This is a genomic window from Halotalea alkalilenta DSM 17697 (assembly GCF_000621205.1).
Taxonomy (GTDB): Bacteria; Pseudomonadota; Gammaproteobacteria; order Pseudomonadales; family Halomonadaceae; genus Halotalea; species Halotalea alkalilenta.
The window spans coordinates 50,961-74,390 of sequence record NZ_JHYY01000037.1 but is presented as its reverse complement, the minus strand read 5'-3'; the positions used below and the strand labels follow the sequence as shown (position 1 = coordinate 74,390).

General features: G+C 69.3%; 24 protein-coding genes. 11 read left to right on the top strand and 13 right to left on the bottom strand.

The genetic code is table 11. The features are described 5' to 3' along the window. Positions 1-150 precede the first annotated feature (150 nt). Positions 151-900, bottom strand: a complete 750-nt coding sequence (gene cobM / locus Q376_RS0107940; protein ID WP_027349869.1) for a precorrin-4 C(11)-methyltransferase — start codon at positions 898-900, stop codon at positions 151-153. Beyond that, a complete protein-coding gene (locus Q376_RS0107935) occupies positions 897-2,177 on the bottom strand; it encodes a bifunctional cobalt-precorrin-7 (C(5))-methyltransferase/cobalt-precorrin-6B (C(15))-methyltransferase (RefSeq protein WP_027349868.1) in 1,281 nt (426 codons plus the stop codon). The genes cobM and Q376_RS0107935 overlap by 4 nt, the downstream gene beginning before the upstream one ends. A gap of 38 nt (positions 2,178-2,215) precedes the next feature. Here Q376_RS0107935 and Q376_RS0107930 point away from each other — a divergent pair, with 38 nt between their 5' ends. Next, a complete protein-coding gene (locus Q376_RS0107930) occupies positions 2,216-2,986 on the top strand; it encodes a cobalt-precorrin-6A reductase (protein ID WP_027349867.1) in 771 nt (256 codons plus the stop codon). Positions 2,987-2,989: 3 nt separating this feature from the next. Here Q376_RS0107930 and ppnP read toward each other — a convergent pair whose 3' ends face one another. From ppnP to Q376_RS21850, 7 genes are all read right to left on the bottom strand, one after another. Beyond that, positions 2,990-3,271 carry a pyrimidine/purine nucleoside phosphorylase gene (ppnP, locus tag Q376_RS0107925; protein WP_027349866.1) on the bottom strand — a complete coding sequence of 94 codons (282 nt, stop codon included), beginning with the start codon at positions 3,269-3,271 and terminating at the stop codon, positions 2,990-2,992. A 40-nt stretch (positions 3,272-3,311) separates the two neighbouring features. Continuing rightward, a complete protein-coding gene (locus Q376_RS0107920; RefSeq protein ID WP_027349865.1) occupies positions 3,312-4,064 on the bottom strand; it encodes a precorrin-3B C(17)-methyltransferase in 753 nt (250 codons plus the stop codon). Then, positions 4,061-4,831 carry a precorrin-2 C(20)-methyltransferase gene (locus Q376_RS21855; RefSeq protein ID WP_043446792.1) on the bottom strand — a complete coding sequence of 257 codons (771 nt, stop codon included), beginning with the start codon at positions 4,829-4,831 and terminating at the stop codon, positions 4,061-4,063. Before Q376_RS21855 ends, Q376_RS0107920 begins: the two co-directional genes overlap by 4 nt. Beyond that, entirely contained in the window at positions 4,828-5,463 is a 636-nt protein-coding gene (locus tag Q376_RS0107910; RefSeq protein ID WP_027349864.1) for a precorrin-8X methylmutase, read from the bottom strand. Before Q376_RS0107910 ends, Q376_RS21855 begins: the two co-directional genes overlap by 4 nt. Positions 5,464-5,613: 150 nt before the next feature. Then, positions 5,614-6,849, bottom strand: coding sequence for a hypothetical protein (locus tag Q376_RS0107905; protein ID WP_027349863.1), 1,236 nt, complete (start codon positions 6,847-6,849; stop codon positions 5,614-5,616). Beyond that, positions 6,846-8,336 carry a beta-Ala-His dipeptidase gene (gene pepD, locus Q376_RS0107900; RefSeq protein WP_027349862.1) on the bottom strand — a complete coding sequence of 497 codons (1,491 nt, stop codon included), beginning with the start codon at positions 8,334-8,336 and terminating at the stop codon, positions 6,846-6,848. Before pepD ends, Q376_RS0107905 begins: the two co-directional genes overlap by 4 nt. A 59-nt stretch (positions 8,337-8,395) precedes the next feature. After that, positions 8,396-10,459, bottom strand: a complete 2,064-nt coding sequence (locus Q376_RS21850; protein WP_052365059.1) for a tRNA(Met) cytidine acetyltransferase TmcA domain-containing protein — start codon at positions 10,457-10,459, stop codon at positions 8,396-8,398. Positions 10,460-10,677: 218 nt separating this feature from the next. Between Q376_RS21850 and Q376_RS25110 the strand changes: the two genes are divergently transcribed. From Q376_RS25110 to Q376_RS0107875, 4 genes are read left to right on the top strand one after another with little or no spacing between them, the layout of a single operon-like run. Then, positions 10,678-10,818 (top strand): hypothetical protein, encoded by a 141-nt coding sequence (locus tag Q376_RS25110; RefSeq protein WP_169739035.1) that lies wholly within the window; start codon positions 10,678-10,680, stop codon positions 10,816-10,818. Then, entirely contained in the window at positions 10,815-11,549 is a 735-nt protein-coding gene (locus Q376_RS21845; protein ID WP_052365058.1) for a metal ABC transporter ATP-binding protein, read from the top strand. The genes Q376_RS25110 and Q376_RS21845 overlap by 4 nt, the downstream gene beginning before the upstream one ends. Next, entirely contained in the window at positions 11,546-12,472 is a 927-nt protein-coding gene (locus tag Q376_RS0107880) for a metal ABC transporter permease (RefSeq protein WP_043446787.1), read from the top strand. Before Q376_RS21845 ends, Q376_RS0107880 begins: the two co-directional genes overlap by 4 nt. Continuing rightward, complete coding sequence (locus tag Q376_RS0107875; RefSeq protein WP_027349860.1) at positions 12,469-13,419, top strand: metal ABC transporter solute-binding protein, Zn/Mn family; 951 nt, start codon at positions 12,469-12,471, stop codon at positions 13,417-13,419. Before Q376_RS0107880 ends, Q376_RS0107875 begins: the two co-directional genes overlap by 4 nt. Before the next feature lie 88 nt (positions 13,420-13,507). On the opposite strand, the gene Q376_RS0107870 is transcribed toward Q376_RS0107875, so the two are convergent. Beyond that, positions 13,508-14,761, bottom strand: coding sequence for a M20 family metallo-hydrolase (locus tag Q376_RS0107870; protein WP_027349859.1), 1,254 nt, complete (start codon positions 14,759-14,761; stop codon positions 13,508-13,510). 105 nt (positions 14,762-14,866) lie between these two features. Further along, positions 14,867-15,154, bottom strand: coding sequence for a hypothetical protein (locus Q376_RS21840; RefSeq protein WP_043446780.1), 288 nt, complete (start codon positions 15,152-15,154; stop codon positions 14,867-14,869). Positions 15,155-15,253: 99 nt separating this feature from the next. Here Q376_RS21840 and Q376_RS21835 point away from each other — a divergent pair, with 99 nt between their 5' ends. After that, complete coding sequence (locus tag Q376_RS21835) at positions 15,254-15,598, top strand: hypothetical protein (protein WP_052365057.1); 345 nt, start codon at positions 15,254-15,256, stop codon at positions 15,596-15,598. A 38-nt stretch (positions 15,599-15,636) separates the two neighbouring features. Here Q376_RS21835 and Q376_RS0107855 read toward each other — a convergent pair whose 3' ends face one another. Continuing rightward, a complete protein-coding gene (locus Q376_RS0107855; protein WP_027349857.1) occupies positions 15,637-15,924 on the bottom strand; it encodes a hypothetical protein in 288 nt (95 codons plus the stop codon). A 31-nt stretch (positions 15,925-15,955) separates the two neighbouring features. Beyond that, positions 15,956-16,747, bottom strand: coding sequence for an FCD domain-containing protein (locus tag Q376_RS21830; protein WP_245598922.1), 792 nt, complete (start codon positions 16,745-16,747; stop codon positions 15,956-15,958). A gap of 241 nt (positions 16,748-16,988) precedes the next feature. Here Q376_RS21830 and glcD point away from each other — a divergent pair, with 241 nt between their 5' ends. Genes glcD through Q376_RS0107825 form a run of 5 tightly spaced genes read left to right on the top strand, consistent with a single transcriptional unit; the run spans position 16,989 to position 23,424 of the window. After that, positions 16,989-18,482 (top strand): glycolate oxidase subunit GlcD, encoded by a 1,494-nt coding sequence (glcD, locus tag Q376_RS0107845; protein ID WP_043446776.1) that lies wholly within the window; start codon positions 16,989-16,991, stop codon positions 18,480-18,482. Positions 18,483-18,484: 2 nt separating this feature from the next. Next, positions 18,485-19,546 (top strand): glycolate oxidase subunit GlcE, encoded by a 1,062-nt coding sequence (gene glcE, locus Q376_RS0107840; RefSeq protein ID WP_027349855.1) that lies wholly within the window; start codon positions 18,485-18,487, stop codon positions 19,544-19,546. 3 nt (positions 19,547-19,549) lie between these two features. Beyond that, a complete protein-coding gene (gene glcF / locus Q376_RS21825; protein WP_052365055.1) occupies positions 19,550-20,833 on the top strand; it encodes a glycolate oxidase subunit GlcF in 1,284 nt (427 codons plus the stop codon). Continuing rightward, a complete protein-coding gene (locus Q376_RS0107830; protein WP_027349854.1) occupies positions 20,823-21,230 on the top strand; it encodes a GlcG/HbpS family heme-binding protein in 408 nt (135 codons plus the stop codon). Before glcF ends, Q376_RS0107830 begins: the two co-directional genes overlap by 11 nt. Before the next feature lie 31 nt (positions 21,231-21,261). Further along, positions 21,262-23,424, top strand: coding sequence for a malate synthase G (locus Q376_RS0107825; RefSeq protein ID WP_027349853.1), 2,163 nt, complete (start codon positions 21,262-21,264; stop codon positions 23,422-23,424). The last annotated feature ends 6 nt before the right edge of the window (positions 23,425-23,430 follow it).

Genomic DNA, 23,430 nt, shown 5'->3' with positions numbered 1-23,430 from the left:
AGCCGACCTGAAACACCAAAACAATCAATGACTTGCTCTTCCCGCTGCGGGTTAACCCCGGTCAGCGAGGGCGTACTTTATAGACCCCCTCGCCACTTGGCAAGCGCTTTCGCCAAGTTTTCGAGCTGAAAGTCGGAATATCGCCCAGGCTCAACGGAACCGGCGGCAATAGCCGGCCTGATAAAGGGCGCTGGCGCGAAATTCGCCCACTCCCAGCGCAGGGCCCACCAGGATCAGCGCGCTACGTTCGATCGGCGCTTCGGCGAGTTCGGCTTCGATACGATCGAGCCGCGCCTCGACCAGCCGCTCTTCCGGCCAGCTCGCACGATAGACCACCGCGGCCGGACACTCGTCGCCGTAGAACGGTCGCAGCCGCTCGACCACCTCGGAGAGCCGGTGAATCGCCAGATGGATAGCCAGCGTCGCGCCGCTGCGGGCAAAGTTTTCCAGCGTCTCGCTAGCCGGCATCCTGGACGCTCGCCCGGAAAGCCGGGTCAACACCAGGCTCTGGGCGACCTCGGGCACGGTCAGCTCGCGTCCGAGCGCAGCGGCTGCAGCGGCGAAGGCCGGCACCCCTGGCGTCAGGGTGTAGGGAATGCCAAGGCGCTCGAGCACCCGAAGCTGTTCGGCAAGCGCGCTGTAGATCGACAGATCCCCCGAATGGAGCCGGGCGACCTCTTCCCCACGCTCCCAGGCGCGCAGGTACTCGGCTTCTATCGCGGCGAGATCGAGCGGCGCGGTGTCGATCTTGCGAGCCCCGGCCGGGCAGTAGTCGAGCATGCGAACATCGACGGTCGATCCGGCGTAGAGACACACCGGGCAACGGGCGAGCAGGTCACGTCCTCGCACCGTGATCAGATCGAAAGCGCCGGGACCGGCACCGATGAAGTGCACGCTCATGCGGGCTCCTCGCTGTTCCAGGGTTTGCACCAGTACCATTGGGTGATGCTGCGAGCCGGCCGCCAGCCGGACATTTTCCCGAGCGGTTCGGCCCGCTCGATGCCAACCCGGGTGAGCTCGCCTCCGAGTAGTCGATAGCGCTCCAGCAGCATCGCTTCGCTCTCGAGCGTCACCGCATTGACGACCAGGCGTCCACCGGGCGCGAGCGCGGCCAGGGCTAACTCGAAGGTTGCAGGCTCACTCGCCCCTCCGCCGATGAAGATGGCCTCAGGCCTCCCCTCCAGCCGCGCCAACACCTGCGGCATCCGCCCTTCGATGATCTCCAGCCGCTCGCAGCCGAAGCGCGCTGCGTTGCGCGCGATCGCGGTAGCCCGCGCGGGATTCGCCTCCACCGCCACGGCCTCGAGACTTGGGTCGATCGCCAGCCACTCGATCGCCACCGAGCCGGCTCCCGCGCCGAGATCCCAAAGCCTGTCGCCATCCCTCGGCGCCAACCGCGAAAGCGTCAGCGCGCGCAGTTCTGCACTGGTGATCTGGCCATCGTGTTCGAAGCAGTCGATCCGGCGGCCAACTCCCAGTCGCGGGCGTGAGGGTCGGTCACGATGGATCTCGAACGCGAGCAGATTGAGCGGATCCACCTGCCCGGCTGCGAGAGAAAAATCATCGACACGAAAGCGGCGCACCCGCTCACGCGGCCCGCCCAGCGCTTCGAGCAGCACCACCAGCGACGCGCCACAGCCCAGCGAGCGGAGCCGTTCGATGATCAGCCCGGGCGCCTCAGCGTCGGAGGTCAGCACCACTAGCCTCGCGCCTTCGCGCAGGTACGGGTCGATCCGCGCCAGCGGACGACCGTGCAGCGATACCAGTTCAGTCGTCTGCTGCGCCCAACCCAACCGCGCACAGGCGAGGCTGTAGGCCGAAGGCGCCGGATAGACCCGCATCTCATCGATGGCGATCCGCCGAGCCAACACGCTGCCGATGCCGTAGCAGAAGGGGTCCCCGGAGGCGAGTACCGCTACCCGCTCGCCGCGCAGCGCCTCAATCCGCGCCAGGCTCGTCTCGAGCGGCGACGACCACTGCTCGGCGGCACCCAGGATCAGCGGCCCGGCCAGCGCCAGGTGGCGCGCTCCGCCGAATACGTAGTCGGCCTCGCTCACCGCGCTGCGCGCCGCCGCGCCGAGCCCGGCGACACCATCTTCGTTGATCCCGACCACCGCCAGCCACGCAGACCCACTCGCCGGTAGCGGTGCCTGCCTGCTACGCTGAACATCCGACATCGTCTTCACTCCCTGCCTGCACTACGCTGGAGGTTGCCATGTATCGTCACGCTCCGAGCCGCGTCCTGATTCTCGGCGGCACCTTCGATGCCCGCGCCCTCGCGGCCAGACTGGCCGACCACCCGGGTCTCGAGATCGAGCTTTCGCTCGCCGGTCGCACCAAGCAGCCCGCACCGCAGCCGGTGCCAGTCCGCACGGGCGGGTTCGGCGGCGTCGAAGGGCTGGCCGACTACCTGATCGAACGAGGCATCGACGCAATGGTCGTCGCCACCCATCCGTTCGCCGCGCGCATCGCCAGCAACGCGGCCGAGGCGGCGACCAAGGCCGGCGTACCGACCTTGCGCCTGCTGCGCCCGGGTTGGACGCCGAGCCAAGGAGACCGCTGGCGCCACTGCGCCAGCGTGGAAGATGCTCCCGCACTGCTTGGCGACCAGCCCCGCCGAGTGATGCTGACGATCGGCCGCCAGCAGCTCGCTGCGTTCGAACGCGCACCGCAGCATCATTACCTGGTGCGCAGCGTCGATCCGCTCGATCCCCCGCCGGCGCTGCCCAGGTTCGAAAGCCTGCTGGCGCGTGGCCCGTTCAATCATGACCAGGAGCGGGCCTTGCTCGAGCGGGAAGGAATCGAGGTGCTGGTGACCAAGAACAGCGGTGCCGGCGCGGTCAGCGCCAAGCTGCTCGCGGCCCGGACGCTAGGCATCGAGGTAGTGATGATCGAACGTCCGGCCACGCCCCCGCTGACTACGGTAGCCAACATCGACGCAGTGCTCGGCTGGGTGGTGCGTCAGCGCGACCTGCTGGCCAGCTGAGTCTCAGCGGTATTCGCAGAGATAGGCGCTGTCGCGCGCGACACGGACCTCGAACGCGCTCTGCGCCGGCACCTCGAACCGCTCCCCGTCGGTGAACCGGCGCCACTCATCCTCGCCAGGCAGCAGCACGCTGAGTTCACCGCTGACCACCTGCATGATCTCGCGCGCGGCGGTGGAGAAGCGATACTCTCCCGCCGCCATCACGCCGATGGTCGCCCGCCCCTCCGGCTGCGCCAACGCGATCGACTTGACCTTGCCAGCGAAATATTCAGACACCTCGAGCATCGCACTACTCCCAGAAAGGCCCATTGAGGGCGAAAAACGATCAAGCACGGCGAGGGGTGTAGACCAGCGGCGGCCTGCCGGGTCGTTCGATCACCCGGGTCGCCGGGGAGCCGACGATCACCAGCGTCGCCATGTCGGCCCATTCGCCGCTCGCCTCGCCGAGCGAGCTCACCCGTAGCCGCTGGTCCGCCCGCCCTATCGCACGCGCGAATACCACTGGAGTCGCCGCGGGCAGCCGTTCGCGCAGACGCGCGAAAGCGCTGTCGAGCTGCCATGGGCGAGCCTTGGAAATCGGATTGTAGAAAGCCATGGCGAAGCCGACCTCAGCGGCGGCATCGAGCCGGCGCTCGATCAGCGTCCAGGGCTTGAGGTTGTCGGACAGCGAGATGACACAGAAATCGTGACCGAGCGGCGCACCGCAGGCCGCCGCCGCGGCCAGCATCGCGCTGATCCCGGGGACGATCTCGAGCTCCAGGGTGCGAAACGCCTCGGGCCCCCGCTCCACCTGCTCACACACCGCGGCGGCCATCGCGAACACCCCGGGGTCGCCCCCGGACACCATCGCCACTCGGCGCCCTTCGACCGCAGCGGCCAGCGCCTCATAGGCACGCTCGGCCTCGACCCGGTTATCGGAGGGAATCTTGCGCTGCTCCGAGCGCACCTCGATGCGATCGAGATAGGGCGCATAGCCGTAGAGCCATTCGGCCCGATCGAGCGCGGCCTGCGCCTCGGGAGTCAGAAAACGGGCATCACCCGGGCCAAGCCCCACCACGCTCAGCTTGCCAGCGCTCATCGACCCTCCTCGCTTGGCGTCCAAAGCGGCGACTCGAACTCCAGCGAGTCCCAGCCGGGTACCAGTACGAGGGAAAAATAGGGCGCCGCATCGTCGGTCTTTCGCGTCAGCGGCAGCGTAAGCCCACCGGGCTGGGTCGCCCGCTCGACGTAGACCGCGCGCTCCAGTCTTCCGCTGGTAGCGAGCGCCCGCCGCACCTTGGCGAGATTGCGCCCGACCTTCATGATCACCGCCGCCTCACTGGACGCCAACCGGGCGGCAAGCGTCGCCTCGTCGAGGGTGGCGGGAATCACACTGAATACGTCGTCGCCCTGGCAGATCGGCAGCTGCGCGCTCGACCAGCCGCCGGACATCCCGGTCACGCCGGGAATCACCTCAGCGTCGAAACGGTGGGCCAGGCGTACGTGCAGGTGCATGTAGGAGCCGAAGAACAGCGGGTCGCCCTCCGAGAGCACCGCGACCGTGCGACCGGCCTCGAGATGGGCGGCGAGCAGCCGCGCCGAGTCAGCGTAGAAGGCATCGATCTGGCGGCGATACTCGGGGTCGAAGCGATCGAGCTCGGTGGTCACCGGGTACTCCAGCGCCAGCCGTTCGAGCCCGCGAGGAAGAAAGCCGGCGACCACGGCCAGTGCATGGCTACGGTTGCCAGCCTTGGCGAAGTAGGCGAGCAGGTCGGCCTGCTCGAGTGCGCGCACCGCCTTGAGCGTGAGCAGCTCAGGGTCGCCAGGCCCCACGCCTACGCCAAGCAGCCTGCCCGCCCCGCTCACAGAGCGTCGCTCGCCAGCGCGTTGACCGCGGCGGAGGCGATCGCGCTGCCGCCCATCCGCCCTCTCACCACCACGTAGGGCAGCGCCAGTTCGCTCTCGGCAAGCGCCTGCTTGGACTCCTGGGCACCGACGAAGCCCACCGGCACGCCGATCACCGCCGCCGGCCTCGGCGCCCCGGCGGCGATCATTTCGAGCAGATGGAACAGCGCGGTCGGGGCATTGCCGATGACCACCACCGCGCCTTCGAGCCGCTCCTCCCAGAGCCGCATCGCCGCCGCGGAGCGCGTGTTGCCTATCCGCTCGGCGAGATCGGGCGTGCGCGGGTCGCGCAGGGTGCAGATCACCGGGTTGTCCGCCGGCAGCCGCGCACGGGTGACTCCTCGTTCGACCATCTCGGCGTCGCAGAGGATTGGAGCGCCGGCACGCAGCGCCGCGCGCGCGCGCGCGGCGAAGTCGTGGCCGAAAGCGATCCGCTCGGCCAGCTCGACCACTCCGCAGGCGTGGATCATGCGCACGGCGACGGTGCGCTCGAGCTCGTCGAAGCGGGCGAGGTCGGCCTCGGCGCGGATGATCGCGAAGGAGCGCTCATAAATGGCGCGACCGTCGCGTTGGTAGTCATGGCGCTCGCTCATGGTCGATCGCGTCCCAACAAAACACGGCCGAACGCGAAGGGCATTCGGCGAGAACTGATGATCACGACCGCGATGGCCGCACGAAGGGAAGGATTGTACTGGAAACTGCCGCTGGAAACTCGAAGGCCGCAAAGCAATCGAGCCGCCGAATCAGCTACGCGCCAGCAGTGCGGGCAGCGCAGCGGCGACGCACTCGGCATCGTCGTTCAGCCACGCCTGGCGCACGCCATCGGCGCGGCCATCGAGCACCACGCCGAGTGCGCCTTCACGCTCGCCCCCGACCAGGCAGATCGTCGCCGGCCGGCTGCGCGCGCAGCCCTTGGTGCAGCCGGACAAATGCAGCTCGACGCGCCCATCGGGGTCGAGGGCGGCGAGCTGCTGCACCAGCCGTTCGGCCAGCCCACGCGTGTCGAAGCCCGCCGAGGCGCAGCCGGGTCTACCCCGGCAAGCCTCGATGCGAAGCCTTGGGTCGCGTTGATCCAGCACCATCCCGAGCCTGCTGAGCTCGTCTCGAATGGCATCGGTGCAGGGCCCGCCCAGCGCCTCGCCTGCGAGCAGCAGCAGCCGGCCAGGCAGCGGCCAGCAGCGAAGCCCATGGTGCAAGCACAGCGCCGCCAGGGCCTCGAATCGCGCGCTCGGCAAGGCCCCGAGCGGACAGCCCACCACCAGCGTGCCGCGGCGCAGGCTGCCAGGTACCACCGCCGGCGCTGAAGCCGGCGCGAGCGACGGGCGAAACCCCAGCACCTCGAGCCGTGCGGCGAGCGTGCGGTCCGAGCGCAGCGCCCCGCCCCGCGCGTGCCGACCAGCCCCGGCGAGCCGCTCGAGCACCACCATCGCCGCATCGCACAGCGAAACCGGCGCCCCGCTGGCCGAGAACCAGCACGCCGAAGCGGCATCGCCATCGATCCCGAGCGACAGTCGATCGCCGTCGAGACGCAGGCGCAGGTCGGCCGCCAGACCGGCGAAGCCCCAGTCACCGCGGCGCTCGAACAGCACCGAACACTTCGCCGCGAGCGGCGCCTCGAAAGCGGCGAGCCGCGCCGCCAGCTCATCGCGCAGGGCCGCCAGCCGCCCTCCCGAAAGCCCATCGCCGGGCGGTTCGAGCGCCAGCGGCAGCGGCCCAGGGCGCTGGCCAGCGAGCCGCTTGGCCGCGGCGGCGAACGCCAAAGCCCCTGAAGCATCGAACCCGCGCACCTGAAGATTGCCGCGCCGGGTCAGCTCGAACTCACCGCTGCCATAGCGCCGCGCCGCCTCGGCCAGCATTGCGCCGGCCGCACCATCGAGCCCGTCGCGCAGCGGCGACAGGCGTACCAGCAGGCCGTCGCCGGTGGCCATCGGCGCGCCCAGCGTCGGACAGGCGAAGCGCCGCCGCTCGACTGCATTCATCTCGAGAGCGGACGCTCGGCGAGCGAGGCGATCATTCCACGCAGCAGGGCCCAGAACGCCTCCACTGCGGCGAGTTCGACCCGTTCGCTCGGGGAGTGGGCGCCGCGAATCGTCGGACCGAACGAGATCATCTCGAGCTGCGGGTACTTGGCGCCGATGATCCCGCACTCGAGCCCGGCATGGATCACCTTGATCTGCGGTGCATGGCCTTCGATGCGCTGGTGCAACTCCTCGAAACGAGTGAGCAGGGGCGAGCTGGCCGAGGGCGTCCAGCCGGGATAGAAGCTGCTGCGCTTGGGCGCGAAGCCGCCCAGCCGGCACAGCGCCTCGATCCGGGCGGCGAGCGCCAGCGCGGCGCTGTCGCGCAGCGAACGGATCATCGTATCGAGGCGCAGCGCGCCTTCCTCGAGCGCGACGATGCCGAGGTTGTTGGAGGTCTCGACCGTCCCCTCGATCTCATCGCTGTAGCGCTCGACGCCGTAGGGAAGCGCGGCGAGCAGCCGGACCACCCGGGCGGAATCCTGCGCACCGAGCGCCGCGCCAGCGTACTCCTCGGGCTCGAGCCGCAGCGCCAGCCCCTGCTCGACGACAGCGAGTTCGGTACGCAGGGTCGCCTCCAGGGTCGCGATCCGCTCGAGGGCATCGTCGAAGCTCGCCGCCGGCAGCGCGACCAGTGCGCTCGCCGAGCGCGTGATCGCGTTGCCCATGGTGCCGCCGTGATAGTCGAGCAGCCGCAGCGCACCGCTGCCCAAACCATCGAGCAGGGTCAGCAGCGCGCGCGGCAGCAGCCGGTTGGCGCTGCCGAGCTGCTGGTGGATGTCGACCCCGGAGTGGCCACCCTTGAGTCCATCGAGGCTCAGCCGGGCGACGGTCCAGCCTGACTCAAGCGAAGCGATCTCGAAGCGCTCCTCGAGCCCCACGTGCACGCCGCCGGCACAGCCGATGTACACCTCGCCGCGATCCTCGGAATCCAGGTTGAGCAGGTAGCGCCCCTCGAGCCAGTTCGGCGCGAGCTGGGTGGCACCGACCAGCGAAGTCTCCTCGGCGACGGTGAACAGCGCCTCGAGCGGACCGTGCGCCAGTTCGTCGTCGTCGAGGATCGCAAGCGCCGCGGCGGCGCCGATGCCATTGTCGGCACCGAGCGTGGTGCCGCGCGCCCAGAGCCAGCCGTCGCGCACCTCGGTCAGGATCGGATCGCGGCTGAAATCGTGCTCGACATCGGCCTGGGACACCATGTCGACATGGCTTTGCAGCGTCACCATCGGCACCGCCTCGAACCCGGGGGAGGCGGGCCGACGTACCAGCAGATTGCCGGCCTGGTCGCGTGAGGTGGAGAAGCCGCGCCGCTCAGCCCAGGAGACGATATTGCGCATCACCGCCTCCTCCTGCCCGGAGGGACGCGGCGTATCGCAGAGCATCCTGAAATGGCGCCAGAGCGGCGCCGGCGAGAGCTGGTCGAGATGGGCGTTGGGCGACACGGCGGACATGCGAAACTCCTGGTGGGGGACTCAGTCAGGCCTTATCGTCCTCCTTGCCCGCGTGGCGATCAACCGTCCACGGTGCGCGCGCACCAGCCGCGCCACAGCGCCTCGCCCGCGGCGCGCCCCTCGCCACCGTGGCGGCGTGCGAGCCAGGCTTCGTCACGCCCCTGGTACAGCAAGCCGAGCAGGCCCTCCCTCGCCTCCTCCGACAGCCGCTCGCTCAGGCTGCCCCAATGGCGCTTGAGCAGCCCACGATAGGGTGCGAGCGGCGCATGCCCGAGTCCTAGACGCCCGAGCGCGACGCCGAGCGCCGGTTCGGCGGCGAGCGGCGGCGGCGCGAGCAGCCGGGCGGCGAGCTCCACCTCCAGCCCGCGCAGCTCGAACGCCAGGCGCTCGGCCAGGGCATCGCAGAAGTGCTCGCGGCACTGGCGCGAAAGCGCAGCCCCCCCGGCATCCAGCGCGCGGCCGACCATCAGCGCGTGCTCACCACTGGAGCGTTCGCGCTTGAGTCCGAGCCGCAGCGGGGTACAGCCGACCGCGAACCAGAAGTCGAGCAGCTCGGGACTCGCCCCGAAGCTAGCGCCGAGCATCGCGATCCCCTTGCCGGCGGCATCGAAGGAGATCCGCTCGATCAGCCGCCGGCCGATACCGCGTCGCTGCGCACCGGGATGCACGGCGATCCGCATCACTCGCCGCCAGCGCAAAAGCGCAGCCTCCGCCAGCCCCTCATGCAGCGCCAGCGACTGGGGCAGCAGCTCGCCGGGCAGGCGACGCTCGCCGCGCGCCACCGACTCGGCCAAGGGCGCGGGAAACCCGCCCTCGTCGAGGGTAGCGGCGACGCCGAGCAGCCGGCCGCCCGCGCGGGCGCCCCAGAGTTCGACTCCGCGCTGGTCGAGCAGCCGGGCCAGGTCGCTCGGCGCAGTGCGGTAGTGGGCCTGCACCAGCAGGCCGAAGAGTTCGCCGAGCGCCGCCTCGTCCTGCTGGAGCCGGTCGCGATCGAAGCGCTCGATCGTCACCTCGCCCGGTGCCGGCTCGGCTTCGTCGATCCCGGCGTCGAGAAACAAAAGCCGGGTGGTGAGCGCTTCGAGCGGATCCCCCGGCGCCCAGCGCACCGGGGTCTCGAGCTCGAGCGCTCGCCAGTCCGGGGTACGCTGGTCGAGCCGCTGGCGAAAACGGATCGCGAAGCCGCGCCCGCTGCCTTCGTAGCCGTGGGTGGTGGTGGCGAAGGCGATCCGCGGGAAGCGCTCAAGGCAGCGTGCCAGCAGTGCCGGCGGCAGCGCGGCGGCTTCATCCACGAGCATGGTGCTGCCAGCGCCGCCGAGCGGTTCCGGCTGCTCGAGCGCTTCGACCAGCGCCTCGGGGTCGAGGTAGCGCAAACTCCCCCGCGGATGCAGGAACAGCGCGCCCTCGCGACGCCCCTCGGGCGCGTGATGCCCTAGCTGCTCGAACAGGCTTTCCACCGCCGCCGCGCTGGGCGCGGTGACCAGCAGCTCGCCACCATCCTGGTTCAGCCGAACCGCGGCGGCAATACCGAGCGCCGCGCTCTTGCCACGGCCACGATCAGCGGTGATGACCAACGGCCGGCGTCGCTTGAGCGCCACCAGCCCGTCGACCGCACGGCGCTGGTCCGCGCTGAGGCAGCCCAGCGAGTCGCGCCCGGGTCGCCAGTCCGGCGCCGATGGCAGCTCCGGCAGCCGCAGCCGATCCCGCTCCAACCGGGCGACGCCCGAATCGTTTTCGAGCAGCCGGCGCAGCCGTGAACCGAAGCGCCCGGAGAAACTCGCCGGTGCGCTGAGCAGCAGCAGGCAGCCACCCGCACGCAGGGTGCCGGCGACGGCGCCGAAGGCGTCGAGGTCGAAGCCTTCGCGGGCGTCGAACACCAAGGCGTCGCACTCCTCGCCGAGCCGTCGCCGCGCCTGCCCGGGCTGCAGCCATTCGAAGCCTTCCGACGGCTGGGCCCCGGCCTCGCCGACCCACAGCCTGCGCTGCCCGCCGAGTCCGGCGAGCAGCGCATGCAGCGACGCCTCCTCGAACGCATCGCACCAGACCAGCAGGCGCTGGCCTCGACGCGAGAGCTCGGCGCGCAGATCGATGATGGCGCTCGCCAAGGGAGATGCGGTGGACGACATGGTGGACTCCAACCAAGGATGAACTGCGATTATGCCAAAGCCTTCGCCATGCACGAGCGTATTGGAGCGAACCCCACCTCAGTGCTCGTGCCTGCGCCCAAAGAAGCTATCGGTCGGGGTCGAACATCGCCATCTCGTTATGTTATAACTGCGCACTCTCGACCGTTAGCCCCACTTTTTCTCGCTGGTTTCCCCCAGCGGCCTTCGCAGGATAGTTCATGGCCCACCGTCACCTCCGCGATCGTCCGTGTCATTTTTCCCTGATGTCGCTCGCCGCTTGGCGCCGCGCTCTGCTCGCCGGACTGCCGATCGGCCTGCTCTGGCTCGCGGTGCTGTGGGCCGGGGGGTGGCTGGGATGAGCGCACCAACCGCTGCTCTGACGCTCGACGAACTGAGCCTCGCCCAAGGTGGCAGGATGGTGCTCGAGGGTGTCAGCGGCGAATTCCCCGTGGGTTCGGTAACCGCACTGGTCGGCGCCAACGGCGCCGGCAAGAGCACGCTGCTCGCTGGGATCATGGGCGTGCTCGCACCGATCGCGGGTCGCGTGCACTGCGCGGTACCCAAGGAGCGCCGGGCCTGGCTGCCCCAGCAGCTGGCGTTGGACCTGAGCTTCCCGATGAGCGTCGAGGAGCTGGTGATGACCGGCTGCTGGCCCAGCCACGGCGCGCTGCGTGGCTATAGCCGCGCCCACTATCGGCGCGGACGCGAGATCATGGAACGGCTCGGCATCTCCGAGCTCGCCCACCGTCCGCTCGGCGAGCTCTCGGGCGGCCAGCGCCAGCGTGCGCTGATCGGCCGCACGCTGATGCAGCAGGCCGAGCTGCTGGTGCTCGACGAGCCCTTCGCCAACGTCGACAGCGCAAGCGTCGAGGTGCTCACCGAGGTGTTCCGCGAGATGGCCGCGCAGGGCGCGACGCTGGTGGTGGTGCTGCACGACATGCAGCAGCTCGCCCAGCTCGCCGACCGCGTGCTGGTACTCGCCGAGGGCCGCGGCGAATGGTTCGCGCCCGAGGAGATCGTCCCCGCCCACGACATCCACCAGCGCTGCCTGCAGACCGCCCAGCGCCTGCTCAGCGGAGCGCGGCCATGATCGACGCCCTGCTGGCGCCATTCGCCCCGCTGGTCGAGTTCGGCTTCATGCGCCGCGCACTGGTCGCCTCGCTGGCGCTATCGATCGCCGCCCCCCCGCTCGGGGTATTCCTGATGATGCGCGGGATGAGCCTGATCGGCGATGCGATGTCCCACGCCATCCTGCCCGGCATCGCGCTCGGCTTCCTGTTCGCCGGTTTCTCGCTGCCGATGATGAGCCTCGGCGGCATCCTCTCGGGGCTGGTGGTGGCGGGGCTCGCCGGCTCGGTCTCGCAGATGACCGGGCACCGCGAGGACGCCGCGATGGCGAGCTTCTTCCTCATCTCGCTGGCCGCCGGGGTGCTGATCGTCTCGCTCGGCGGCAACAGCGTCGATCTCACCCACGTGCTGTTCGGTTCGATTCTCGCCGTCGACACCACGGCGCTGCTGCTGATCGCATCGATCTCGAGCCTGACCCTGCTCGGCCTGGCGCTGATGTTCCGGGCGCTGGTGGTCGAGTGCCTGGACCCGCTGTTCCTGCGCGGCCAAGGGGTGCGCGGCGGCCTGGTCCACGGCCTGTTCCTCGCCCTGGTGGTGCTCAATCTCACCGCCGGCTTCCAGACCCTCGGCACGCTGATGGCGGTGGGACTGATGATGCTGCCGGCCACCGCCGCACGGTTCTGGAGCAGTCGCCTGGAGGGGTTGATCCTGATCGCGATCCTGGTCGCGGCCTGCTCGAGCGTCGCGGGCCTGCTGCTCTCCTACCACCTCGACCTGCCGTCCGGCCCCTGCATCATCCTGGTCAGCGGCGGGATCTACCTGCTCTCGGCGCTGTTCGGCCGCCGCCACAGCCTATGGCGGCGGCTGCGCCGGCGTGCCTCGCCGCTGGCCGCACGCTACGGCGAAGCCACCCTCTCCCGTCGAACCAAGGACCCCGGCCCATGACCCGCCCTTTGCTCCATGCCCTGATCTGCGGCGCTTTCGCCTTCAGCGCCAGCCTCTCGGCGCCGGCTGCCGATCGACTCGACGTGGTGGCCAGCTTCAGCATCCTCGGCGACATGGTGCGCGAAGTCGGTGGAAAGCATGTCGCCGTGACCGAGCTGATCGGCCCCGGCGGCGACGCCCACTCGTTCTCGCCGAGCCCGAGCGATGCGGGCCGCCTGAGCAACGCTGATCTGGTGGTGTTCAACGGACTCAACTTCGAAGGCTGGATGGAACGACTGGTCGATGCCACTGGCTACGCCGGGGAGCTGGTCACCGCAAGCCAAGGGGTGAGCCCGCTGAGCGGCGCGAAGCATCACCACGCAGACGATGCGCACGAGGAACATGGCGATGACCACGCAGATCACGGCCATACCCACGGCGGCTTCGATCCCCACGCTTGGCAGGACTTGCGCAACGCCGAGATCTACGTCGCCAACATCCGCGACGGCCTGATCGCGGTCGACCCGGACAACGCCGAGGACTACCGCGCCAACGCCGAACGCTACACCGGCGAGATTCGTGCGCTGGACGACCAGATCCGCCAGCTGATCGATGCGCTGCCGGAGGACGCCACCGTGGTCACCGGCCATGAGTCGTTCGGCTACTTTTCCCATGCCTACGGCCTGCGCTTCATCGCCCCGGTCGGGCTCTCCACCGAGTCGGAAGCCTCGGCGGCGAACATGGGCGAACTGGTGCGGATGCTGCGCGCCGAGCGGGTCAGCGCGCTGTTCTACGAGAACATGACCAATCCCTCGACGCTGCGCCAGCTCGCCGAGGAGAGCGGGCTGCCGATCGCCGGCACCCTCTACGCCGATGCGCTGACCGCCGATGGCGAGGGCATCACCTACCTCGGGATGATGCGTCACAACGCCGAACTGCTCCATCAGGCCCTCTCCACCGCCGACTGAACCGAGCGCGAAACGACGAAGAGCCCGTCCCCGTCGCTGAAAGCGGCGGGGACGGGCTCCATTGCGCATCGGCTTCGCGCGGCGCTGTTCAGCCGGCGGCCCGCACCACCGCGTCGCACAATACCTGACAGCCTGCGGCGCACTGCTCGGGGCTCGAGTACTCGGCCTCGTTGTGGCTGATCCCGCCGAGGCAGGGGATGAAGATCATCGAGGTCGGCGCGACCCGGGAAACGTAGACCGAGTCATGGCCCGCTCCGCTCGGCATCCGCCGGAAACTCAGCCCACGCTGGCGAGCGGAATCCTCGACCATCGTCACGCAGTCGGCGTCGAAGCGAACCGCCGGTGAGTGCCAGATTCGCTCGTAGGTGGCCTCGACCCCGGCGTGCTCGGCCGCGCGCGCGAGGTGATCGAGAAAACGCGCCTCGAGCGCGGCGAGACGCTGGTCGTCGAGGTGGCGCAGGTCGACGGTCAGGCGCACCTGCGCCGGCACCACGTTGCGCGAAGGGCTTACGATATCGAGCTCGCCGAAGGTGATCTTCGCATCGGGGTCCTGCTCGAGCGCCTCGTCGAGCAGCCGATCGATCATCCGGCTGGCACCGCGCAGCGCGTCATGGCGCAGCCGCAGCGGCGTGGTCCCTGAATGGGCGGCCTGCCCGGAGAAGCGCACATCGTACCAACTGATCCCCTGCACACCGTCGACCACGCCGATCTCGAGCGCCTCGTCTTCGAGCACCGGCCCCTGCTCGATGTGCAGCTCGAAGAAGCGGGCGAAGCGCGGCTCGCCGATCGGCGCGCTGCCTTCGAAGCCGATCGCGCGCAGCGCCTCGCCCTGGGTGACGCCGTCGCGGTCGGTGCGCGAAAGCATGTACTGCTTGTCGAACACCCCGGCGTAGACCCCGGAGGAAATCATCGCCGGGGAGAAGCGACTGCCCTCCTCGTTGGTCCAGTCGACCAGCAGCAGCGGGCGCTCGGTGACGATACCCGCGGCGTCGAGCGTGCGCAGCACCTCGAGCCCAGCGAGCACGCCGAGCACGCCGTCGAAGCGCCCGCCCAGCGGCTGGGTGTCGAGATGGCTGCCGAACGCCACGGGGTCGAGCTCGGGGCGCTTGCCCTCACGACGGATGAACAGATTGCCGATCTCGTCGATGGTGACCGAGCAGCCGAGCGCCTCGGCCCACTCGATCAGCTGGCGGCGCCCGACACCGTCGCTCTCGCTCAGCGCCAGGCGACCGCTGCCCCCTCCCGGGGTCTTGCCGATTTCGGCCATCTCCATCAGCGAAGACCAAAGGCGTTGGGAGTCGATGCTCGGGGCGACGACGGGGGATTGGGGTACAGCGGTCATGAACGGGGCTCCAGCAGGTGTTGTGATTGTAGGGCGCGAACGGCCCTTGAACCGTTTCGTCACCTCATCTTTTATCACTCACCCGCGCCGCTGCCCAGGATGTCGTCAATCGCCCGAGGTACTAAAGCGCGGCCCTTGCACGGCACGCTCGTCCTCGGCGCAGCCTTGCCGGGCGGTATCGATACGCGAACCGCCGTCGGCCTGGCGACACAGCGTAGAACGGGGCAGGGCACGATACTGCCGCGCCGGCTGGGGAGCGAGCAGCGCCGGCGGTAGCGGCACCACCACTTCCACCGCCCCCCTCGCCGGCGCATGCGCGGACGACGGCGGCGACGCCTGTACTGCCAAGGGCACACCCAGCGACAGCAGGGTGGCGAGAATCGCTGCTCTCATCGGCCTACTCCAAAGTCGCGCGACGCATGGCACGCAAAGCACGTAAACTGGCACATATCGAAGATTTTCCCCAGGGCCATCGACAAACCAGGAGTCGCCATGCCCATCGCTTACTGCTTCGCCAATGGGGACATCCACGTCGACGACGCGCTGCCGCCGGGCGCGCTGCCGATCGCGCGAGCCGCGAGCGAACGGACGCTGCGGGAAGCGATCGCCTGCGTCGCGCGTGAAGGGCGGGAGTATCGAGGCTGGTACGTACCAGGAGTGGCCGAGGCGAGCACCCCGGCCCAGGCATTGGCGGCGCTGCTTCGCTTCATCGACTGGCTCGCCGAGCAGTATCTCGGTATCGAGACCGAATCCGTGGAGCATGTACGCGCCCAGGCGCTGCAGCAGGGAGTGGATACGTCCACGTCGCCCGCCACCCGCCGGCTGCTCGAGGCCTAGCGCATGCCGGAATGGTGCGAAGATCGCACGGCCCGCCGCTAGCGCTTGGGTTCGAATGCCCGATAGCGATCGGGCAGACTGACCGCATCCCCCACCGCAAGCCCGCCGCTGCTCTGATGGCGTTTTTCCTTGGCATCGAGAATCGCCACCACCCGACCATGGCTCACGCCGTCGGCGTGACGCTCGACCTCAACGCGTACCGCCATGTCCCGATAGCGCGCCGAAACGACATCGCCCGCCTTCGGCGTGGGATGGGCCACCTGGGTACCAGCGTAGAAATCATCCACGCCCTGCTTGCCGGGTTCTTCCCAGTCGATCGCACTCATCGCTCCCCTCCTTGGTCCGCTGCCGGTCCCCTCATTGTAGTGCCGCCGGCCGCTCGGTGATCCGCATATCGACGCTCGGACGCTCGCGAATCAGCGCACCGCCGCTCTCGATCTCGCTGCACTGGGCATGGATGGTGCGAATGTGCTCGCGGGCGATGCGCTCGGCGCGGTCGGGCGCGCGCTCGGCCACCGCGCGATGGAGCCGCGCGTGCTGGCGATCGAGCACCTGCTTGCACTCGGGACGCGAGAACAGGTTGTAGACGCAGGCGCGAACGCTGCCGAGCACCAGCACGTCGAGCGCGTCCAGCACGCTGAGCAGCACGGGATTGTGCGAGGCCTCGCAGATCGCGCGATGAAAGGCATGATCGAGGGCGGCGATCGCCGCGGGATCCTGCGGCGGCTGCGCGCTGCTCGCCGCGCTCAGCGCCGCATGGCAGCGCTTCAAGCGCAGCAGGTCGAGCGGCGTGGCGCGGCTGGCGGCGAGCCGTGCGGCCTCGCCCTCGAGCAGCAAGCGCACCTCGAGCAGATCGAACAGCGTGCGGTTCTGCCGGCTGAAGAGCTGCTCCAGCGCACGCCGCTCGACCGGCGCCGCAAGCTCGGAGACGAACGAGCCGCGGCCGTGCTCCGTGCGGATCACCCCTCTCTCGCGCAGCAGCTTCAATCCTTCGCGCAGCGCCGAACGCGAGACGCCGAGGCTGGCGCAGAGCCGTCGCTCCGAGGGCAGCGGCTGGTCGCGGCGCACGGTGCCTTCGCCGATCATCCGCTCGATCCGTTCGGCGACCCGATCGGCCACCTGATGAGACGCAATCTTCTCCGTTTCCACCAGCCACTCCCCCTTTGGCGAACTTGCGTCATTCTCGGCGGCTACCGCGGTCGTGCGCCATTCGACCAAGCGCGAGCCGGTGGCCTGCGCAATAACTGGTCGGACCAGCGGATGGTCGTCTGGTCAGCGGGCCTCGATGCGTACCAACATGCAGCTCATGGGCAAGCCAGGGCGGGCCGACACGCCCTGATGCCACCCCTCGCGCAACGTGGCCGCTGGATCGCGACCAAGGAAGGTAAGGATGCTCTACGACGAACACCTCGATGGCGCCCTGCCGCGCACCGATCTCGCCGAACTGGTCGATGCATTGTCCGCCATTCGTCCTCCGCTCGAGCTGCTCTCGAGCCGCGAGGAGCTGACCCCTTACGAATGCGACGGGCTCAGCGCCTACCGCAGCCCACCACTGCTGGTCGCGCTTCCCGATGACCTCGAACAGATCGGCGAGATCCTCAATATCTGCCGCCGGCTCGGGGTACCCGTGGTCACCCGCGGCGCCGGCACCGGCCTCTCGGGCGGCGCGATGCCGCTGCCCCAGGGCCTGCTGCTGGTGCTCAGCCGGTTCAAGGGGATCCTCGAGCTCGACGCCGAGCGCTGCCTGGCCCGGGTCGAGCCCGGGGTGCGCAATCTGGCGATCTCGCAAGCCGCTGCACCGCATGGACTCTACTACGCTCCCGACCCCTCGTCGCAGATCGCCTGCTCGATCGGTGGCAACATGGCCGAGAACGCCGGCGGCGTGCACTGCCTGAAATACGGCCTGACCGTGCACAACCTGCTCGCAGCCCAGGTGCTGACCATCGAAGGCGAGCGACTGAGCCTCGGCGGCGAGGCGCTCGATGCGCCGGGCTTCGACCTGCTGGCGCTATTCACCGGCTCCGAGGGGATGCTCGGGGTGATCACCGAGATCACCGTCAAGCTGCTGCCAAAGCCGCCCAGCGCCAAGGTGCTGCTGGCGAGCTTCGATGAGCTCGAGGACGCCGGCCGCGCGGTCGCCGAGATCATCAGCGCGGGAGTGATCCCCGCCGGGCTCGAAATGATGGACCGGCTCGCGATCGAGGCCGCGGAAGCGTTCGTCCATGCCGGCTACCCGCTCGACGTCAGCGCGATCCTGATCTGCGAGCTCGACGGCGTGGAGGCCGACGTCACCGAGCAGTGCGCGCGGGTTCGTACCGTGCTCGAACGTACTGGCAGCCGCGAGATCCGCCTCGCCCGCGACGAAGCCGAACGCCAGCGCTTCTGGGCCGGACGCAAGAACGCCTTTCCCGCGGTCGGCCGGCTGGCGCCGGACTACTACTGCATGGACGGCACGATTCCACGCCGCCGGCTGGCCGCAGTGCTCGAGCGCATCGCCTCGCTCGCCGACGAGCACCAGCTGCGCGTCGCCAACGTGTTCCATGCCGGCGACGGCAACCTCCATCCGCTGATCCTGTTCGATGCTAACCAGGCCGAGCAGCTGGAACGCGCCGAGCGGCTCGGCGCGAGGATCCTCGAGCTCTGCGTCGAGGTCGGCGGCAGCATCACCGGTGAGCACGGCGTCGGCCGGGAGAAGATCAACCAGATGTGCGTGCAGTTTCGCGCCCCCGAGCTCGAGCACTTCCGCGCGGTGAAGGCCGCCTTCGATCCCGAGGGGCTGCTCAATCCCGGAAAGCAGGTGCCGACGCTTGCGCGCTGCGCCGAATATGGCGCGATGCACGTCCATGCGTCGAACCTCGCGTTCGCCGAGCTGGAGCGATTCTGATCATGGATACCGAGCATCCCGATCTGACCGAATCGCTCTGCGCCCAGGTGCGTGAAGCCGCCGCCGGGCGATACGCGCTGCGCATCATCGGCGGCGACACCAAGCGCGGGCTCGGCCGCGCGGTGGTCGGCGAGCCGCTGAGCCTCGCTGGGCACCGCGGGGTGGTGAGCTTCGAACCGAGCGAACTGGTGGTCACCGCCCGCGCCGGCACTCCGCTTGCCGAGCTCGAAGCGCGGCTCAACCAGGCGGGCCAGATGCTGCCCTATGAACCTCTGCTCACCGGCCCCGCCTGCACCCTCGGCGGCGCGGTGGCGAGCGGGCTCTCCGGTCCGCGCCGCCCTTGGGCCGGGGCGCTGCGCGACTTCGTCCTCGGCGTGCGGGTGATCGATGCCAAGGGCCAGGCACTGCGCTTCGGTGGCGAAGTGATGAAGAACGTCGCCGGCTACGACCTCTCCCGGCTGATGACCGGCAGCCACGGCTGCCTTGGTGTGATCACCGAGGTATCGCTCAAGGTGCTGCCGAAACCGCGTGCCCAACTCAGTCTGCGTTTCGAACTCGGCTGGGAGGAGGCCGCCCGGCGGCTGGCCAAGTGGCGGGCCCAGCCGCTGCCGCTCGCCGGTGCCTGCCACGATGGCAAGGCGCTGCGGCTGCGGCTCGAGGGAGGCGAGGCGGCGGTTGCCGCGACCCACGCCCGGCTCGGCGGCGAGCGGTTCGATGACCAGTGGTGGCAACGGCTTCGACGCTTCGAGCTCGAGCTGTTCGACGATCCGCGTCCGCTGTGGCGACTGTCGCTGCCGCCCGGCACTGCGCGGCTGCCGATCGAAGGCGAAGCGCTGCTCGACTGGGGCGGCGCCCAGCACTGGCTGAAGAGCGATGCGCCGGCGACGAGGATCCACGCCGAGGCCCGGCGCTGCGGTGGCCACGCCTGCTGTTTCGACGGTGCCCAGGTGGAGCTGCCGTTCACACCGCTCGACGCGGTCATGCTGCGCTACCACCAGCGGCTCAAGGCCCAGCTCGACCCGTTGGGGATCTTCAACCCTGGCCGCCTCTACCCGGAGCTCTGAGCGATGCGAACCCATTTGAGTCCCAGCGCCCTGCGCCTGCCCGATGCCGCCGAAGCCGAGCGCATCCTGCGCAGCTGCGTGCACTGCGGCTTCTGCAACGCCACCTGCCCGACCTACCAGCAGCTGGGTAACGAGCTCGATGGTCCTCGCGGGCGAATCTACCTGATCAAGACCTTCCTCGAGGAAGACAAGGCAGGTCCCGCTACCCGCGCGCACCTCGACCGCTGCCTGAGCTGTCGCAACTGCGAAACCACCTGCCCCTCGGGGGTCGACTACCACCGCCTGCTCGATATCGGGCGCGAAGCCCTCGACCAGCAGCAGTCGCGACCGATCAAACAGCGCGCGCTGCGCCTGGGGCTGCGCACCTTGGTACCGCGCGCTTGGCTGTTCACTCCACTGGCGACCGGCGCGACCCGGATGCGCCGCTGGCTGCCGGCCGCGCTCGCCGACCACCTGCCAAGACGGATAGCCGCATCCGGGCACTGGCCGGCGCCGCGTCATCCACGGCGGATGCTGGCGCTTTCGGGCTGCGTGCAGCCGGGTCTGTCGCCCAACACCAACGCCGCCGCCGCGCGCCTGCTCGACCGCCTCGACATCAGCCTCGAGCCCGCCGCCGGCTGCTGCGGTGCGATCGACTTCCATCTCGATGCCCAGCGCCAAGGGCTCGACCGGGCGCGACGCAACATCGATGCCTGGTGGCCCGCGATCGAGCGCGGGGTCGAGGCGATCCTGGTCAGCGCCAGCGGCTGTGGCGCCTTCGTCAAGGAGTACGGCAAGCTGCTCGCCCGCGATCCCGACTATGCCGACAAGGCACTGCGGGTCAGCCAGCTTGCCCGCGACCCGGTCGAGGTCTTCAAGGAGGCGCCGCTCGAGCGCCTAGGCCAGCCGCATTCGCCGCCGCGGCTGGCAGTGCATTCACCCTGCTCGCTGACCCATGCCCAACGCCTTGGCGGTGCGCTCGACGCGCTGCTCAAGCGGCTCGGCTTCGAGCTCTCGCCGGTCGCCGATGGGCACCTCTGCTGCGGCTCCGCCGGCAGCTACTCGATCACCCAGCCCGCGCTCTCCAAGCGGCTGCGCGACGAGCGGATGCGAGCGCTGGAGCAGGGCGCGCCAGCGCTGATCGTCACTGCCAACATCGGCTGCCAGACCCACCTGGACAGCGCCGGGCGAACGCCGGTGCGCCACTGGCTGGAAGTGGTCGACGAGGCCTTTGCCATTCCCGCGCCAGCGCAAACACCCACACCTCATTCCCTATCCCCTAGCCAAGGAGAGACCCATGCACACTAGACCGATGCTCGACTACGCCGATGTGGAACGACTCGTCGCGGCGGCCCGCCAGGAGGCCGAAGCCCAGGGCTGGGCGGTGGCCATCGCGGTGGTCGACGAAGGCGGCCATCCACTGGCGCTGGCCCGCCTCGACGGCAGCGCGCCGATCGGCGCCTACATCGCCGAGCAGAAAGCCCGCACCGCGGCGCTGGGCCGGCGCGCCTCACGCCAGTACGAGGAGATGATCAACTCCGGCCGCAGCGCCTTCCTCTCCGCACCGGTGCTCAAGGCCACGCTTACCGGCGGAGTGCCGATCAAGATCGACGACTGGGTGATCGGCGCGGTCGGCGTCTCCGGGGTACTGCCCGACCAGGACGAGCGTGTCGCCCTCGCCGCGATCGCCGCCCTCGAGCATTGAATTCCATCACCTTTCGACCTGGAGCCCAGCCATGAGTACATCCCTGCAGTTGCGAATCGACCCGCTCTACCAGCGCTTCATCGAAGAAGAAGTCCTGCCCGGGCTCGAACTCGAAGCCGAACCGTTCTGGCGCGGGCTTGACGAACTCGTCCACCAGCTGACGCCGATCAATCGCGCACTGCTCGAGCGCCGCGACGAGCTCGCCCGCACCATCGACGACTGGCACCGCTCACATCCCGGACGGATCGAGGACCCACAGGGCTACCGTCGATTCCTCAGCGAGATCGGCTACCTGGTCGAGGCGCCCCGCGAGGTCACGGTGAGCACCACCAACGTCGACCGCGAGCTCGCCGAGCTCGCCGGGCCCCAGCTGGTCGTGCCGCTGAGCAACGCCCGCTACACGTTGAACGCCGCCAATGCCCGCTGGGGCTCGCTGTTCGATGCGCTCTACGGTACCGATGCGATTCCCCTCGACGGCGAGCTCGCGCCGGGCAATGAGTACAATCCCCAGCGCGGTGCCAAGGTGGTGGCCTACGCCAAGGCCCTGCTCGATACCATCGCCCCGCTCGACCGCGGCAGCCATGCGCAGGTCCTGGGCTATGCGATCGACGACGGCCGGCTGCATGGTGAGCTCGAGGGCGGCGCCGTCGCCACCCTCGCCGACGCCAAGGCGCTGGCCGGCTTTCGCGGCGAGCCGCAGGCGCCCTCGGCGCTGCTGTTCACCCATCACGGCCTGCACGCCGAGCTGCAGATCGAGCGCGACCATCCGATCGGCGCGCACGACCCGGCCGGGGTCAAGGACTTGCTGCTCGAAGCCGCGCTATCGACGATCGTCGACTGCGAGGATTCGGTCGCCGCGGTCGACGCCGAGGACAAGGTCGGGATCTATCGCAACTGGCTGGGGCTGATGAAGGGCGACCTCAGCGAGCGGATCGACAAAGGGGGGCGCAGCTTCACCCGCCGGCTGGCCGAGGATCGCGACTATCAGCGCCCCGAAGGCGGCAGCCTCACCCTGCCCGGACGCTCGCTGCTGCTGGTGCGCAACGTAGGCCACCTGATGACCAACCCTACGCTGCTCGACGCCGATGGCGAGGAGGTGTTCGAGGGCATCCTCGACGCCGTGACCACCGCCCTGATCGCCAAGTACGATCTTGCCCGGCGTGGCAATTCGCGCAGCGGCAGCGTCTACATCGTCAAGCCCAAGATGCACGGTCCCGACGAGGTAGCCTTCGCCAATACCCTGTTCGAGCGCGTCGAGGCGCTGGTCGAACTGCCGCCCGAGACGCTCAAGATCGGGATCATGGACGAAGAGCGCCGTACCAGCGTTAACCTCAAGGCCTGCATCGCGGCGGCGAGCAGCCGGGTGGTGTTCATCAACACGGGCTTCCTCGACCGTACCGGCGATGAGATCCACACCTCGATCGAAGCAGGCCCGATGCTGCGCAAGGGCGAGATGAAGGGCACCGCCTGGATCGATGCCTACGAGCGCAACAACGTCGCGGTCGGTCTCGACTGCGGGCTGCGCGGGCGGGCGCAGATCGGCAAGGGGATGTGGGCGATGCCCGATCTGATGGCCGCGATGCTCGAGCAGAAGATCGGCCACCCGCGCGCGGGCGCCAATACCGCCTGGGTACCCTCGCCCACCGCCGCCACGCTGCATGCGCTGCACTATCACCAAGTCGAGGTGCAAGCCGTGCAGCGCGAACTCGAGACCCGCGGTGCCGACGGCCAAGCGCTGCTCGAAGGCCTGCTCGAGGTGCCGGTCGACCCACGCGGCGCCTGGGGCGAGGAGGAGATCCAGGAGGAGCTCGACAACAACTGCCAGAGCATCCTCGGCTATGTGGTGCGCTGGGTCGAACAGGGGATCGGCTGCTCCAAGGTGCCCGACATCCACGACGTGGCACTGATGGAGGACCGCGCGACGCTGCGCATCTCGAGCCAGCTGCTGGCTAACTGGCTGCATCACGGAGTGATCGACGGCCCGCGGATCCAGGCATCGCTCGAGCGCATGGCGCGAGTAGTCGACGGCCAGAACGCAGCGGACCCCGCCTACCGGCCGATGGCGACGGACTTCGAGACCTCGCACGCGTTCCAGGCCGCCCGGGCGCTGATCCTCGAAGGCCGCGACCAGCCCAACGGCTATACCGAGCCGCTGCTCCATGCCTGGCGCCGGCGCTTCAAGGCTACGTTCTGACTCCTC